The organism is Paenibacillus sp. FSL W8-0919, assembly GCF_038003785.1.
Lineage (GTDB): Bacteria > Bacillota > Bacilli > Paenibacillales > Paenibacillaceae > Paenibacillus_AQ > Paenibacillus_AQ lactis.
This window is the reverse complement of the sequence record NZ_JBBOPV010000001.1, coordinates 3,788,750-3,804,520: the sequence shown is the minus strand read 5'-3', so window position 1 is coordinate 3,804,520 and position 15,771 is coordinate 3,788,750. Positions and strand designations below refer to the sequence as shown.

The 15,771-nt window shown below is 52.6% G+C and carries 17 protein-coding genes and 1 tRNA gene; 6 read left to right on the top strand and 12 right to left on the bottom strand.

All coding sequences use genetic code 11. From position 1 onward, the window contains the following. Positions 1-25: 25 nt before the first annotated feature. Both NST44_RS17380 and NST44_RS17375 read right to left on the bottom strand, forming a co-directional pair. The gene (locus tag NST44_RS17380) at positions 26-658 is read right to left on the bottom strand and encodes a response regulator transcription factor (protein ID WP_340900229.1); all 633 of its coding nucleotides are present in this window, start codon (positions 656-658) and stop codon (positions 26-28) included. Then, positions 655-2,025, bottom strand: coding sequence for a sensor histidine kinase (locus NST44_RS17375; protein ID WP_340900228.1), 1,371 nt, complete (start codon positions 2,023-2,025; stop codon positions 655-657). Before NST44_RS17375 ends, NST44_RS17380 begins: the two co-directional genes overlap by 4 nt. A gap of 161 nt (positions 2,026-2,186) precedes the next feature. Between NST44_RS17375 and NST44_RS17370 the strand changes: the two genes are divergently transcribed. Genes NST44_RS17370 through NST44_RS17360 form a run of 3 tightly spaced genes read left to right on the top strand, consistent with a single transcriptional unit; the run spans position 2,187 to position 5,768 of the window. Further along, positions 2,187-2,900: a polyphosphate polymerase domain-containing protein gene (locus tag NST44_RS17370; protein ID WP_007128554.1), complete on the top strand. Its 714-nt coding sequence runs from the start codon at positions 2,187-2,189 to the stop codon at positions 2,898-2,900. Between the two features lie 3 nt (positions 2,901-2,903). Next, complete coding sequence (locus tag NST44_RS17365) at positions 2,904-3,602, top strand: DUF4956 domain-containing protein (RefSeq protein WP_007128555.1); 699 nt, start codon at positions 2,904-2,906, stop codon at positions 3,600-3,602. 18 nt (positions 3,603-3,620) lie between these two features. Beyond that, positions 3,621-5,768, top strand: a complete 2,148-nt coding sequence (locus NST44_RS17360) for a CotH kinase family protein (RefSeq protein ID WP_340900226.1) — start codon at positions 3,621-3,623, stop codon at positions 5,766-5,768. 81 nt (positions 5,769-5,849) lie between these two features. Here the strand turns inward: NST44_RS17360 and NST44_RS17355 are convergent, their stop codons facing one another. The 8 genes from NST44_RS17355 to NST44_RS17320 form a co-directional block, all read right to left on the bottom strand. Continuing rightward, positions 5,850-6,173, bottom strand: a complete 324-nt coding sequence (locus tag NST44_RS17355) for a hypothetical protein (protein ID WP_251537280.1) — start codon at positions 6,171-6,173, stop codon at positions 5,850-5,852. 175 nt (positions 6,174-6,348) lie between these two features. After that, positions 6,349-7,002, bottom strand: coding sequence for a TVP38/TMEM64 family protein (locus NST44_RS17350; RefSeq protein WP_007128558.1), 654 nt, complete (start codon positions 7,000-7,002; stop codon positions 6,349-6,351). Between the two features lie 119 nt (positions 7,003-7,121). After that, positions 7,122-7,583, bottom strand: coding sequence for a DinB family protein (locus NST44_RS17345; protein WP_210095077.1), 462 nt, complete (start codon positions 7,581-7,583; stop codon positions 7,122-7,124). Next, complete coding sequence (locus NST44_RS17340) at positions 7,576-8,172, bottom strand: DUF4269 domain-containing protein (RefSeq protein ID WP_007128560.1); 597 nt, start codon at positions 8,170-8,172, stop codon at positions 7,576-7,578. The genes NST44_RS17345 and NST44_RS17340 overlap by 8 nt, the downstream gene beginning before the upstream one ends. Positions 8,173-8,303: 131 nt before the next feature. Next, positions 8,304-9,110, bottom strand: coding sequence for a GNAT family N-acetyltransferase (locus NST44_RS17335; protein WP_007128561.1), 807 nt, complete (start codon positions 9,108-9,110; stop codon positions 8,304-8,306). Positions 9,111-9,205: 95 nt separating this feature from the next. Beyond that, positions 9,206-9,919 (bottom strand): DsbA family oxidoreductase, encoded by a 714-nt coding sequence (locus NST44_RS17330; RefSeq protein WP_007128562.1) that lies wholly within the window; start codon positions 9,917-9,919, stop codon positions 9,206-9,208. A 143-nt stretch (positions 9,920-10,062) separates the two neighbouring features. Continuing rightward, positions 10,063-10,323, bottom strand: coding sequence for a YqkE family protein (locus tag NST44_RS17325; RefSeq protein ID WP_007128563.1), 261 nt, complete (start codon positions 10,321-10,323; stop codon positions 10,063-10,065). Positions 10,324-10,441: 118 nt separating this feature from the next. Next, a tRNA-His gene (locus NST44_RS17320) sits at positions 10,442-10,514 on the bottom strand. 289 nt (positions 10,515-10,803) lie between these two features. On the opposite strand from NST44_RS17320, the gene NST44_RS17315 reads away from it, so the two are divergent. Then, on the top strand, positions 10,804-11,652 hold the full coding sequence (locus tag NST44_RS17315) for an alpha/beta hydrolase family protein (RefSeq protein ID WP_213616978.1): 849 nt from the start codon (positions 10,804-10,806) through the stop codon (positions 11,650-11,652). Positions 11,653-11,704: 52 nt separating this feature from the next. On the opposite strand, the gene NST44_RS17310 is transcribed toward NST44_RS17315, so the two are convergent. Next, positions 11,705-12,160 (bottom strand): RidA family protein, encoded by a 456-nt coding sequence (locus NST44_RS17310; RefSeq protein WP_007128565.1) that lies wholly within the window; start codon positions 12,158-12,160, stop codon positions 11,705-11,707. A gap of 247 nt (positions 12,161-12,407) precedes the next feature. Here NST44_RS17310 and NST44_RS17305 point away from each other — a divergent pair, with 247 nt between their 5' ends. Beyond that, entirely contained in the window at positions 12,408-13,391 is a 984-nt protein-coding gene (locus tag NST44_RS17305; protein WP_007128566.1) for an iron-hydroxamate ABC transporter substrate-binding protein, read from the top strand. Between the two features lie 225 nt (positions 13,392-13,616). Then, entirely contained in the window at positions 13,617-13,853 is a 237-nt protein-coding gene (locus NST44_RS17300) for a WGxxGxxG family protein (protein ID WP_007128567.1), read from the top strand. A 237-nt stretch (positions 13,854-14,090) separates the two neighbouring features. On the opposite strand, the gene NST44_RS17295 is transcribed toward NST44_RS17300, so the two are convergent. Further along, a complete protein-coding gene (locus NST44_RS17295; RefSeq protein ID WP_007128568.1) occupies positions 14,091-15,698 on the bottom strand; it encodes an S-layer homology domain-containing protein in 1,608 nt (535 codons plus the stop codon). Between the last annotated feature and the right edge of the window lie 73 nt (positions 15,699-15,771).

Genomic DNA, 15,771 nt, shown 5'->3' with positions numbered 1-15,771 from the left:
TTGCACCGGGCGTTCGCCCTAACCGCTAACGATCCTTTATGATCCCTTTTCGCCGCACCTTTTCAACGGCTTCTTTGCCGCTCTTTACGCCGAGCTTTTTCAGGATTTTATTAATTTGATTCTTTAACGTGCTTTCCGATTTGAACAGCTTATGCTCGATCTGCGCATGGGTGTATCCTTTCTCCATCAGCTCGAATACCTCCCGTTCCGCATGTGTTAAGCCCCGCAGCTGCTCCTCCCGCTTCAACCGGGAAAATTCCTTCAGCAGCGCCTCCATCGGACCGGCATGCAGCAAGGCACCGCGGATCGCCCCCGGCAGCTCCTTGAACCTCGCCTTTTCGATATATTGCACGGCTCCTGCCGTAAAGGCCTGTGTGATCGTCTGCTCGTCATCCATGGAGGTTAACATGATCACCTTGGCCTGCGGCCTGATTTCCAAAATGTCGGCGGCCGTGTAAATGCCGTCCAGCTGTCCCGGGGTGAGCTGTATGTCCATCAACACAACATCAAACGAAAGGACGCGTGCCATGGCGGCTGCCTGCTCCGGCGTCTGGGCGGCCCCCGCTACCAGCATGTCCTCCTGTCCGTTCAGAAAAACAGTCATCGCCTTGATCCAATCGGGATCGTCTTCAACCAGAAAAATTTGTATCGTGCTCATTCCTCTCCCCTTCCTGCCAGTCGTACCAACACCCGGCGGGGGAAATACAGGGACACTTCGGTTCCTTCCCCCTGGCGGCTCTCCATGCCTATCGATCCCCCGCTTTTTTTCATCACATGGTATGCGTAGGAAAGACCTAATCCGTAATTGTTTCGTCGATCCTTCTTGGTGCTGTAAAAAGGTTCAAATACCCGCGCCTGGAGCCCATCCGGAATACCGTTGCCATAATCCTTGACCGAGACCACCGCGCCCCGTCGTCCGGCATCGACCGTCAATTCGATCACCCCGGCCCCGGGCGTAGCCTCGACTGCATTTTGCAGCAGGTTGCCCGCCGCCTCGGTAACATGAACCGGATCGATCAGCAGCCACGGGCGCTGCCGGATGTGGAGCTTGACCTCAACCCCATGACTGCGCAGCATTTCGTGCTCGCGCTGCAAGAGCTCCTTGACCAGATGATCCAGCCGAACCGGCTGCGCCTTCAGGACGAGCTCCTTCGTTTGCTGCTGAATCCTCTCCGTCATGGCAAGGAGATGCTCCGACGCCTGTGTGATGATCCCGAGCTGCTCAAGCGCAGCCCCTTGGTTCGGCTGCAACATTTGCTTCACATTTTCCGTGCTCAGAGCGATTTTTCCGATTTCATTCTTGAGGGTGTGGTTCAGCAAGGAGGTTCCCGTCGAAACCGCCTGCATCGTACGGTCTATCGGATCCCGTTCAACCTTCAGCCGCATGCCGAGCACACCATAAACGAACAGGCAGATCAACCCGACGACGAACGAATATACGATCAGCAGCGATACATATTGAAAGAAATCGTAACCGGGGTACAAGAGGCTCCCGACATTAATCAGTAGCATCACACCCAGCAGCGTAGGGACCATAATCATGGCCGTGATCAGCAGACTTCTGCGTCTGTTCGGATTCATTTCTTGTACATAGGCCCGAATTAATAAATAGCACGATATGAAATAGTACGGAGCTGTCCAGACAAGCAGCAGCCCGAAATCGATCCGATGCTCAGGAGAAACGATGACTTGGAGTACCGTTACAAGCGGGGGCAACAGCAGCCCGAGCTTGAAGTACCTCAGCTTGACCGGATCGATCTGCTGCCGGGTGTACACGATGCAAAATACGAGCACCCCGTAAGGCGACATCGCATGATTGAAGCTTTGAATGATCGGCTCAAATGAAGCCGGTATAAAGCCGTCCGGCTCAAGGAGTGCGGTTAAGCCGCCTACGCCTGAGCTGAATAAGAAGAAAGCCGCCCAGCGATTCACCTCTTGCCGCGGCTGGTTCGCCAGCAGCACGATTGCCGCGATCCATAAGGCCGCCACATAGTATAGCATTTCACATCGCCCTATCTCTTTCATTTTCTAGTTTCATCCTACCATACCTGTTCGACAAATGGAGCACGCTTTACATCACGAAAACACTCAGTTTACATTCAGCTGGATTTAAGCCAGAAATCAGAAACGATTGATAGCATGGTTTCAGAAGCAAATAAGCGAACTGACAGAAATGAGGTGGAAGCATGAACAAAGGATTGAAATACCGGAATGAACTGAAGTTTTTTGTCAACATGCATCAATACCGGATCATCCGGCAGCGGTTGAACCATTTGATCCGTCACGATAACCATGCGGGACCGTCCGGAGAATACCATATTCGAAGCCTGTATTTCGACGATATCAATAATAAGGCGCTGCACGAGAAGCTGGCCGGCGTCCGGGACCGCGTAAAATACCGGATTCGCATCTATAACGTGAAGGACGACGTGATCCATTTTGAGAAAAAGATAAAGTTCCGCGACTACATCGCGAAGCTGAAAGAGCCCCTTACCCGGGAGATGACGGACCGGATTATGGCGGGGGATTACGAATGTCTGTACCAGCCGGACAAGCCTCTGATGATGGAGCTCTATCACGAGATGAAGCATAACCTGCTGCGCCCGAAGGTCATCGTCGATTATGTCCGTGAACCGTATGTATGCGCAAACGGCAATGTCCGGATCACGTTCGACAAGGAGCTGCGCACAGGGCTCCACTCGGTGGATCTGTTCAACCGGGAGCTGCTGCCGATCCAGGCTATTGATGAGAATCTGATCATTCTTGAAGTCAAGTATGACGAGTATATACCGGATTACATCAAGATTGCCCTGCAGCTGGAGGGACTTCAGCGACAGTCCGCATCGAAATACGTTATTTGCCGAAAATTTTTAAAATATAACGCTTGGGAGGATCAATAATTCATGAATGCAACGTCTAACGAAACGACCAACTTTTCTAATATTATCAAAAAATCCGTCCTCGAGAACTTCGCATCCGATATCAGCATCGCCAAAATATTGATTACGCTTGCCATCGCTTTTGTCATCGGATTGTTTATATATCTGCTGTATAAACGGGTTTTCAGCGGGGTGCTCTATTCGAAGAGCTTCAACGTGTCCCTGATCGGAATGACCATGATTACGGCGGTTGTGATCATCGCCATCAACTCCAATCTCGTGCTCTCGCTCGGTATGGTCGGCGCGCTGTCCATCGTTCGTTTCCGGACCCCGATCAAAGACCCGACCGATTTGATCTTTCTGTTCTGGGCAGCTGTTGCAGGCATCGTAACCGGCGCAGGTTTCTATACGCTGGCGGCAATCGGTTCCGTGGTCGTAGGCCTCATTCTGTTCTTCTTCATAAAAAAAGCGTCAGTCGACACCCCCTATCTTCTTGTCGTCCATTGCCAAGACGAGCAGAGTGAGCAGGCGGTTCGCACTCGCATCGCCGAAGCGGTAAAACGTTACAATCTGAAGCAAAAAACCGTTTCAAACGGGAACATCGAGCTGACGGTGGAAGTCAGACTGAAGGATGCCGAGGGCGAATTCGTCAACAAGCTGTCCGGACTCCCCGGCGTCCATAACGCGGTCCTGATCAGTTACAGCGGCGATTATGTATCCTAAGACAGGTGGTGTCTCGATATGAAAACAAAATATGCCGCAGCTCCCCTGTCCCTTCTGCTGGCCTTGATGCTCATCTTATCCGGCTGTCAGGATTGGCTGGCACCCCGTGCAAGCCAAGCAAATGAGGCGGAGGATGGGAGCGCAACCGCGCAGGAGAGCGTGTCCACGGTGTTCCCGAAGGAGCAGGTCATCGATGTGAAGATTACGATCGATGAAGCGGATTTTGCGGATATGATCGACAATGCCGAAGCGGAGGAGTATAAAGAGGCGTCGGTTGATTATAACGGGCAGAAGTTCGAACATGTCGGCATCCGGACCAAAGGCAACTTGAGCTTGCGGAGCGTGGTCAACTCCGACTCCGATCGTTATAGCTTCAAGCTGTCCTTCAATGAATATGTGAATCAAACGCTGGACGGGATCAGCAAAATCAATCTCAACAACAACTACAGCGACGCAACGTACATGAGAGAATTTCTCGCCTACGAGCTGGCGGCATCCGCTGGCCTGCCAACGCCTGGCTTCTCGTACGTAAATGTCTATATTAACGGCGAGCTTTGGGGATTCTACCTTGCCGTCGAGCAGATCGGTGATTCTTATCTGGAGCGCCACTTCGGGAATGCATACGGCGCCTTGTATAAGGGCGTCATGACCGGCGCCGGCAGCGATCTGACCTGGCTCGGTCAGGATCCGGATTCGTACACGGGCCTAGAAATGAAGTCCAAATCCTCCAATGACGACGTTCTGATCGACATGCTGGATGAGCTGAATAACGGTTCCGATTACGAGCAGGTTCTTGATGTGGACCAGGCACTGAGGTATATCGCCCTAAATGTGGCCGCATCGAATATGGACAGCTATCTCGGCATGAACAAACAGAATTATTATTTATATGAGAATAAGGGCGTCTTCTCCATTCTCCCTTGGGACTATAACATGGCCTTTGGAGGGTTCGGCGGTTCCGGCATCCTGATCGACGAACCGACCCAAGGGGCCGTAGCCGAGCGGCCGCTCGTTGCGAAGCTCCTGGAGGTGGATGAATACAAGGAGGGCTATCACGCCATCCTTCAGGACATGCTGGATGGATACCTCAAGCAGGAAACGTTCGCGAAGCGCGTGGAACAGCTCAAGGCGCTGATATCCGAGCACGTGCAGCAGGATCCGCGGCCTTTCTATACGTACGAGCAGTACGAGGAAGCCGTGCCTGCCCTGCTCACATTCGTCCAGCAATCAACGGAGAATATCCAGCAGCAGCTGGACGGCACGCTCCCTTCTTCCGGAGACGGCAGCGGCAGCGGTGGCGGCATGGGTCCCGGAGGCTTGGGCGGCATGCGCCAGGGCGGTGCGGGCGGCATGCGGCCGGGCGATGCAGATCCTGCAGGCAGCATGCCGCAGGGTGAAGCAGGTCCTGCTGGCGGTATCGGCGGTATGCCCGAGGATGCCGCTGGCACTGCAAACAGAGCCAGCGGTAATATGGAGCAGGATAATGCGGGGGCTGCTAAGAGCGATACTGGCCTGGGCGCTGCTGACGATACCAACGGCGGTATACCGCAGAATGGCCCGGGCGCTGCTGAAGGTGCCAACGGCGGACAGGACGTGACACCGCAAGTGGATCGCGGGATAACCGCTAACAGCTCCGGCAACACGGCGACAAACACGGTGGCCGATAGCGCAGCCGCAGCAAATCGCACGGCCGATAACAAGAACACCGTTCCCGCATCGCAGGCGCAGGCTGGTGAACAAACACCGGAGCTGTCGCAGCAGCAATCACAGCAAGAAGCCCAGCAGGAGTCCTCGCTGGTAACGCCACAGCAATCCCAACAAGGAGCTCAGCAACTTCAGCAGTCGCAGCAAGGAGCCCAGCAACCATTCCAACAGGACGCAGCTGCCCAAGGAGCGGTGCCCGGGAATGCGTCAGCCCCGGACACCAACGCTCAAACCGGGCAGCCGAATGCCAATCAGGAGCAGCAAACGAATCGCTTTGGCGAATTCGGCGGCGGGATGGGCGGCGGAATGCCGGGCGGCCGGGGCATGGGACTGCAGGATTGGAACAGCAGTCAAGACCAGGAGCAAGGGAATATGCAAGAGCTGGTCTATACCGTGATCTCCATCCTCCTTCTCATTGCGGCCTGTCTTATCGTTACGCTGTATAAACGCAAAAAGCTGTAACTCACATCTCATCAACACATAACAAGCTCCATTCATTCCAAAGCGAATGAATGGAGCTTGTTGGTTACATACCATATTCCTTTATGCTAAACGCCCAAGTAAATCCAGAATGACAGGCAGCGCAATCATAACGGCTGCGGCGGTAATCGTCACAGCTGTCATCTGGCGGGACATTCTCCGCTGCGTGGCCTTGGAGCGGTACCATCCGCCAAACTGCAGACGATTACGGTACAGAACCATAAACCCAAGCACATTCCCTAAGAACAGGAACAGGATATAATAGTCTTTCCATAACACCCATGACTGCAAAACAGCCAGTTCGATATTCGTTACGATCGCAGTACCGAGCATGAATAAGACCATCATTCGGACGATTTCCAGCATGGCGCTTCCCAGCTTGGCCATCACGCACCCCTCCCCTCATACTATGATCAGCGTGGACAGTTCCGGACCAGCCGGAAGCCTTCTAACACTTCTATGATATCCCGTAATCGCACACCATCGACGTAGGTTATCTCATCTCTGGGCCGTGCATGCACCGATCACGATGGTTCAATCCCCTGCTAACCGCATGACAACATCAAGGTGCTTCGCTGTTCAGGTCGGTAACGGGAGAATGCTCCGCTTTCTTCGCATGACTGTTTACATAATAGCTTTCCAGCCGCCGGCTCCCCCATAAGGATAGAGCGATAAAGGCCAGAACGCCGACAAGCTTATACGGCTCGGCTGCAATGTCGGACAGGTTCGCACCTATATAGGATACGCAGAATACCATAATGCCTTTTCCTAATGTTACGGCCAGCAGGTAGGATAGGATATGCATTCTCGCCAGACCGGCGGCAATATTAACGGCGACAAACGGACCGACCGGTAAAATGCCGAGCAAGAACACGTAACTGAACCCGTTCTTCTGAATCCATCGCATTCCCCGCTGTACCTTGGGCTTGGCTGCCCAGCGCGCGAGAAAGCGGCTGTCGGATATTTTCCTCACCAGGAGAAAGGTTGTCAGGCAGCCTGCGATCATGCCGATCCAAGAATACAGGAACCCTTCCCATAACCCGTATACGGCGGCATTCACCCCTACGATCACAATCGTCGGCATTGGCGGAACGAAGGATTTCATGAAGGTCAGCAGGATCCCCGGCAAAGGGCCAAGCGCTCTGAACTGCTCCAGAAACCACTCCAGGTTGCTCTCCGTAAAATAAGACGTGATATCCAAATAACCCGTCGGCATTGCGTTCACTCATTTCTATCGTCAGTTGCCTATAGTATAAATCAATACCGACCCTGAATCTATATAAGGATTAGCTTGCTTTTCAGGGAGCCGGTGTCAGTCCAGCAATCAGCTTACACTTATCCGATCAGCTCCAGCTGTCTTAGGTGATGTTTGTCATGCCAAATAAAATCCTTCATAAACTGCGCGACCTTAAACGGATGACCGTCTTTATCCGTGTAATCCCCGTCGTACACATCCTCCGGCATGGACCGGATCGCTTCGATCAGCTGCTCCCGCGCTGCAATCGTCTGGCGGACCAAATCCTCGGTTGTGCTTGCTTTCGCATAATCTCTGGCATTTTCATTAAACTCGTCATAGTTCAAGTGTTCAGAGGTCGGAGCTTCCCCGCGCGCAATCTTCTCAATCGCCTCTGCGAAAAAGTATTCGTCCCATCTGAAAATATGACAGACAACCTCGCGAACCGTCCACTTGCCTTCGGCCAGCGGGGTGCTCCACAACGTTTCATCCCGATCTGCAAGCTCCTTTACCCGATCGATCCATTCCCCATATTCGCTGAGCAGCTGTTCTTTCTCACTCATCTTCGTTCCTCTCCCTCGCTAATAATTTATGATAAAATCCGTTTAGTCTATCATCCGACCAGTTATACATGTCCAGCAGAGCTGCATAAGGATCGCCTGGAATTCCCAGCAGCTCCGCAAAAGCCGGCTCCGTCTTGATTCCCGCTTGCTTCAGTTCGATAATCCGTTCTCTTCCGGCTTCGCCTATCAGCTGAAGCAGCCGATACTCTACGACCATATGCCGGTATCCGTTCTGCTGTTTCGTCGGCACAGGCTGGCCGAATATTTCGAACATCCAGCCTTTGTACCGGAAGCGGACCACGATGCGATCCATGCCATTAACGTTTCGGCTATCGACCGACAGATCCGGCAGATGTCCGAAAACCTCGTGGATGGTCTGTTCAAATGCAGCGAAGTCCGTAACGCGGCAGGCGATATCGAGGTCACTTCCCGGGATGTCGATGCCAATAGGGATCGTGCCAACGAGAATCGGATCATACGGTGCCAGATGGGCAAACAGCCTCAGGTCATCCATGACGAGCGCGGCCTGCCTCTGCTTCTCCGTACCCTGATACAAATAATCGATATTCAGAAACTTTATGTCCTGCATGCTCAATCTTTTTCCTTTCCCGGCCTGCTGCACGCCATCGAACCAACCAACAAACTAACAAACAAAACCTCCCCGCAAATTAGGCTGCCGGTCTGGAAGAAGGATCGTATCCTGTAGCTATCCCCCAGGTCCTACCTTTCCGTCCACGTCGTCCGGACATATCCGAGCCGCATACCGACCGCTTCCATATTGCGGTGGCTTTGTGACAAGAACCCGCACTGGCCGACGACTAAGCTGCAGCCCGTTTGCTGGGCGATCCGAATCCGATGGCGAAGGAGCAGCCGATGCAGTCCGTGCCTGCGATATTCGGGCAGCGTCGCCCCGAAAGTTAGAGAGGCTATGCCTTCATTTATGTACATCACACCAGCCGCGGCAGGCTCATCCTGCACATAGGCAAGATAAAATCTCCAGCCTTTCCGCGCTGCGAGCACCCGGTTATTTGCGGCCACGGACGGAATCCCCTGATCAGGAAGTCCGGTTCCCCGGCAATGGATCGTCGCATACCGCTCGAACTCATGCTCGGTGACATGCCGGATCTCGATAGCCGAATCCGCCTCTTCTTCCATGTTGACCGGATGCATATACATCGAATTATGAAACCCTGACTGGTACAGCCCTCGTTCCGCAAGCGCCTTCAAAAGTTCCTCATTTGCCGTGGAGGGCACGATCTCGATCTGAAATCTCCGATCCCTCGACCGGTAGAAATCAACTATGGCATCCAGATGGCCGATGTCCTCCGATTGAATGCCTTTTACGGTGTTAAAGGAAAGCCACGGCATGGTCTTGCTGTACAGGCACAACGCATGGCCGAACCGTTCGATCAGGACGCCCTCCGGGTTGCCCGGCCGCTTTGCAATGGCATCCATCCGATCGTGCATGTACTCCGTTTCGGAGCGCTGAATATGTAAGATTACCTCTTTCGTTGGGAGCTCGTCCATGATAACCTCCATCGATCTGTGATAGGACGGCGATAAGAGAACAGCCTGAAGATCATACGAGCTATGCATCCTCAGGCTGTTTGTCTATCACCTATTTATTTCGTGCTGCCGGGCAGATCGCAGGATCCGTCGGCACATATCCCCGCATCCTTCTCGTTCACCATCACAAGCGGATGGGCTTCACGGTAGGCTTTCTCCAAAGCGTCCGTAAATACCTCAAGCGGCTGTGCGCCGGATACGCCGTACTTGCCTCCGAGCACGAAGAAAGGCACCCCGCGAATACCCAGCTGGTGGGCAGCCGCTTCATCAGCGCGTACTTCCGAGCTATATGCGTCTCCATCAAGCACCGCATCTGCCTCTTCCCGCGACAAACCAACCTCGGCGGCCAGATCGGCCAGCAAGGAGCGGTCCTGCAGATTGCCGCCCTCTGTAAAGTGAGCGTAGAACAACCGCTCTGTCATCTCTTTCATTTTTCCATGCTGACTTGCAAAATGAACCAGTCGATGGGCATCGAAGGAATTCGCTGGAATGATGCGGTCCATGTGATACGTGAGGCCGACGCTTGCCGCCTGCTGCGTAACGTTGGCGTTCGCCGCCCGGGCTTGCTCAATGCTCATCCCGTATTTTGAAGCCAGCAATTCATCCATCGACACGCCCGGCTCATACGAAGCGTCCGGATCAAGCTCGAAGCTCCGGTAAACCACCTCGACCTGATCCTTATTCGGAAATAAGGCCAGTGCATTCTCGAAACGACGCTTTCCTATATAACAGAACGGACACATAAAATCCGACCAAATCTCAACCTTCATCGTCTTACCCCCTGCAAGCATGTATTTTACTTACTTATTGTAACTTTCTTTCTGGATTACTGCAAGAAAAGTCCTGTATCACCACATAAGGGAAAGGCAAATTCGGTCTTCTGATCGTAAAAAAGATGGCTATCGTCCACCTGTCATTTATATCGTTTCCAGTCCATATCACTGTTCTCCAGCAAATACTCAAAATCGTTATCACGGCGCTTCTGCTCCGCTGCGCGGGCGGCCTCGCGCTCCTGTCTTTCTTTCTCCAAACGCTCAGCCTCCGAGGCCTTTAATGTTTCGGAGGTTTCCTTCAATTTCTGAAGCAGCTCTGGGTTCAGAAGATCCTTCAACGTTGCCGGCTTGTCGGCCTGCGAAGCACTTGGAGCGGGCATGTTCCGTTTCTTTTTAGCCATATTCACTCACCTCGGTTTCCTCATCATTATACCATCTTCCATGCGGACTGACAGCACTGGAGGATGCAAAAAAAGAGGGCCTGGCGGCCCTCTCTTCTCTTTTATGTATAATATAAAGGGCGATCGATGGGACTTGAACCCACGAATGCCGGAGCCACAATCCGGTGCGTTAACCCCTTCGCCACGACCGCCATCTTATAAATGGACTAGCTGTCCGGATAATTAATATAGCATAGGATTCAAGATTGTGCAAATTGTAAAAGTTGCCATCCAGATCCATGCATCTTCATCAAAACCCTGCTCTCGCGGATTGCCGGCCACTGCCGGATTGGATCGAAACATATTGATTTCTTTCTGCGGTAAATACTATACTAACGAGAATGTTGAAGAAACGGTTATTCGAAAAAAAACGTAAGCACGGGTGTACGAAAAATTACTAAAAACCGTTTGTATTGTGTTGCAGCTGGAGGTCGATTCATCATGATTTATCATATTGATTATCTTTCCGAAGCGCTTCATGTTAAGGGTTACCTGGGTCTTCCGCCTCAGCTTCCCCATGCGATTAGCCAGTCTATGGCTGACATAGCCGGTACTCAGCCCGGCGTTTCGGTCAAAGGCACACTGGCTTGCTCATGGCGCCCGGATAAACAATTTCAACATCCTGGCGGATCAACCCGCAAGCTTCCCCTCCTGATCTATTGCAGGGGCGGAATCGGCCGCGTCGGAGCGGTGCGCCTGAAGTGGATCGAAGAGTTCGCGATGCACGGCTTCGCGGTCTTCGCCCCTGCATATCGCGGAAACGAAGGCAGCGAGGGGCGGGATGAGTTCGGCGGAGCCGATACGATGGACGTCGTAAACGCAATCGATTGGCTCAGGAACATACCTTGGATCGACCCGGCCCGGATTTATCTGCTCGGCTTCTCCCGGGGTGCGATCAATGCCGCCAAGGCAGCGGTTATCTCGCCAGTGGTTGCGAAGCTCATTCTATGGAGCGGGGTATCGGACCTGGCCCAAACATATGAGGAACGGATCGACCTCAGACGGATGATGAAACGGGTTATCGGCGGCTCTCCGAACAAAGTGCCGGAGCGATATCTCGCTAGGTCTCCGCTGCATTACGCGGAGCAGCTTGAGATCCCGGTGCTAATCGTCCACGGGACCCTCGACGAGCAGGTCCTTATCGGGCACAGCTATCGAATGGCGGACAGGCTCGCGGAGCTTGGCCGGCAGGTGGAGACCCATTTCTACCGGGATCTGAAGCATCATTTTCCCCCGCCGCAGCATGAAGCGGCGGTTCATCGCATGTGCGATTGGCTGATGAAAGTTTAACGGCTCCCGGGTTTAGGCTCTCGGGATGCCATCAGTTTGACCGCCGTCCCAATCAGACCTCCACCTGAAACATGGAATCAACAATCACCGGTAGTTGGTCCCTAAGGGATATCGCACCAAAGACGGACCGTGCATGACTCCCGTTATCCCCGAACACTTCAACCATTAGATCAGAGAAGCCGTTCAGCACCTTGTGATGCTCCTCATAATCCGGAGAAGCATGGATAAACCCTTGGACCTTGACTACGCGCTTCACATGATCGAGAGAGCCCAAAGCTTCCTTCAATACGGCCAGCACTTCGATGCCGGCGGAACGGGCGAAGGCATATCCCTGCTCGGTCGTATAATCTACCCCCAGCTTGCCTCTCGGATGACCCGCAGGACCTTTCCCGGACACATACATTATTCCGTCTACGATTACGTAATTGGCGTATTTCGCTGCAGGTACGCTAGCCGCAGGCAAAACGATCCCCATCTCCGCCAACCGCTGCTCCACATTCCCTCCCATGTCCGTCTACTCCCCTTTATCATATTTTCCATTGAATTTCGATTATTGTATCATGGAAAATTCCCTTTGCAAGCAAAATGCTGTTCCCCCTGCCTAAAGATTTCTTACTCGCTTAATTGTTGTTACCCTGATTTGAAAATTATGGATTGACAGTCGGCAAACGATCCTTTACAGTATCTCATATATGAAAATGATAATCATTATCGTTTAGTTTGCTGTTATTATTCTACATACAAGGAGAATCGAAATGAAGAACAAGCTGTTCATTCCCTTTATCGTTTTGCTTTTAGTGATCCTCAGCGCTTGCGGCTCTGATTCAGGAACGCCAGCCTCATCGACTCAAAATAATCAGGACACTCATAACACTCAGAATGCGGACACGACGACGGTCGCCAATCCATCCGAGGAGACGATCACGTACCAATCTGAGAAAGGTCCCGTGAAGGTTCCTGCCCATCCCAAACGGATCGTAGCGTTGACGTATGCACCGAACGTGCTCTCGCTCGACGTACCGCTGGTTGGCGTCGATCAGTGGACGAATGCGAATCCGTTGTTCAAGGACAAGTTGGAGGGCGTAACCGTCGTTTCGGAGGAGGACCTCGAGACGATTATCGAACAGGATCCGGATCTGATCATTGCCGGCACCGAAATGAAGAATCTCGATAAGCTGGGCCAAATCGCTCCTACCGTTGCTTTTACCTGGGGAAAGCTGGACTATTTATCCCAGCAGCTTGAGATCGGAAAACTCCTCAACAAGGAGCAGGAAGCTCAGGCATGGATCGATGATTTCAAGCAGCGTGCGGAAGCAATCGGCAGCGAAATCAAAGCGACGGAAGGCGATGATGTCTCCGTTTCCGTGTTTGAAACCGATTCGGCCAAGAACTTCTACGTATTCGGCAATAACTGGGCGCGAGGCACCGAAATCCTGTATCAGGCCATGGGATTGAAAATGCCTGAAAAAGTCGAGAAGGATGCCCTCGGCCCCGGATATTTTGCGTTGTCGCAAGAGGTGCTCTCCGATTATGCGGGAGATTATATTGTGCTTAGCCGAAACTCGCAAGCCGATACCGCGTTCATGAAGACCGATATTTGGAAGGGCATCCCGGCCGTCAAAAACGGACATGTCATTGAAATCGATACGGAGGCTGCCACTTATAGCGATCCGATTACGCTTGAATATTTGCTGAATATTTTCAAGACCGGATTCCTTGGCGACGGCTCGACCGATTAATGAATTACAATGATCGAAACCAGACTCCCCCGAATCAAGTTCTTTCCCGAGCTTGGTTCGGTTTTTTTTTTACGTTATTCCTGATTATTTCGGGCTTGCTCTGATATTTGAAAATATTTTTCTTGTTTCTAAGCAAAGAATAATCCCCTTTGTAAAGGGCAACATAATTCTGGTACCTGTCCTCCACTAAATAAATCAACTTTAACGGAAAGGAGTTGCACCTCAATGAAGAAAATCCTCGCTTCATTCTTAGCCGGATTAAGCTTGGCTCTCGTTCTTGCGGTTCCAGCTTTTGCGAATAATAACAACATGAACACAAACGATGTGAATGCCAACAACGTGAACACCAACAGTTATAACGCAAATGCTACACGTGACAACGATACAGACTGGGGCTGGCTGGGATTAATCGGTCTTGCTGGCCTCGCCGGTCTGAGACGCCGCAATCCTGAACGTCAATAGTCAAAAAGTTCAAAAGCATACGTGATTTTGTTCTTTTTGACCGCCTTTTTGCCGGCAGTTTGGTAAGATTATGAATACGTTTGTGTAGTGAGCCGCATCTCGTTAAACATCAAAAAGGCTGTATCTTAGCAGGCATTGGCTTGCCAAGATACAGCCTTTTGTCGCAAAGTGAACCTTAACCGGCTTACCCGGACGACTATTCATTTAACTTCCAGCCATTGCTTAAGAAGTGCACACCTATTGAATATAGAAAGAATAGGAAGCATAGCGCTGGGCGTTCGGGATCGCCTTCCAGACGTCAACGGTCTCCGCTCCCGGATACCAGTAGGCGAAGCCGGCAACTTGATACGCCGAAGCCATCAGGTGCTTCACGGACAAGGAACGGGCGTCCTCTGTCCAGATCCGATGCTGAACGCCGCCAGAGCGGTATTCCGCTTCATATTGTCCCGCTTCCGCATTCCACGATATCGGAGCCTGAAAGCTTCGAATTCGCCGGCCCTGCTCCACCAAGGTGATATCCTCGGAGGAAACGCTGGAGGCCAGCTTCCAGTCCCTCGTATACAACGGAAAGGCGACAATCGCTTGATTCGCCCTAATCTGGGTCAGGAGCCGCTGTAATGCAGATTCCGACCAAGAAATGGACGATACGGAGCCTGCTTTGGGCGAGCCGCCCCAATGCTCGTCGTAGCTCATCAGCACGAGATAATCCAGCTGCCTGCCGAGTGCCGCATAATCGAACGCCGCCGTCCAATCCGTGTTTAGATCCGGGGATACGTCAATCGACAGCTTGGCACCCAGGCGCTTCATCTCAGCAGATAATAACGTAACGAACAGCGTCAGATTCTCACGATCCTGGGGCATCACATTCTCAAAATCAATGTTGATTCCATCCAGTTCATACTTCACGGTATTGGCAGCGATGCTGCTGATCACCGATTGCCGGAGCGTGGCGCTGCTAAGGATTTGATGCGTCATCTCGGCGTTGCTCCGGTTTCCTATCATCGCCCACACTTCACGGCCGTTCTTATGCGCCCAATTCAGCAGCGCCGTATCCGTATTATCCGACAGCTTACCAGAGGCGTTCAGGTAATACCATCGCGGCACGAGAACGTTCAGTCCAGCCCTCTTAGCATAGCTTATATACTGGCTGGTCGTTCCGTTATACAGCCATCCCATTCGTACGCTTGCTCCTTCTTGGCGGTCCAGCACGGATTGGACGTTGCCCGTACGAAGGACGCGGTCCAGCAGCATGGCGGTCTCTTCGCGGGTAATCGGATCCAGCGGTCTGAACCGGCCCTCGCCTCCCTGCAGCCATCCCGTTTCCGTTGCTCGTCCTACGGCGCTCCGGGCCCAACCGGCAATGGAGCCCGAGTCCGAGTATCTCCAGGCACTGCTCCCGCTGCCTTTACCGCTCTCCTTCATCGCCCGGACCATCATGACGGCAGCCTCCTGCCGGGTAATCTGCGCATTCGGATAGAAATATGCACCGCTCCCCTGCACGATCGATACGTTCAGTCCAGCATGCACATAGCCGTAATACCAGGCAGCAGGCCGTACATCCCGGAACGCGGACAGGTCATTGTTCACGGGTGACAGCTTCAGCAGCCTTGTCAGCATCGCCGTGAATTCGGCTCGGGAGATGTGGTTTTTCGGCAAAAAAGCTCCATTGCCGTCCCCGCTTATGATCCCCCGCTTCGCCAAACGCAAGATCGCTTCCTTTGCGTAGCTTCCGGAGATATCATGAAACGCGGGCTGGCTTGGAGCCCCAAGTCCCGATACCTGAACAGGATGAATCACGCCTGCCAGTAACAGCAAAACACATAACGTCAGGAAATACTTCTTCAAGTGGTACGCCTCGATTCTATCATCTGATTATCTCAGCATATCAGATGATCGTAGAATCGGGCATTGCTCATTT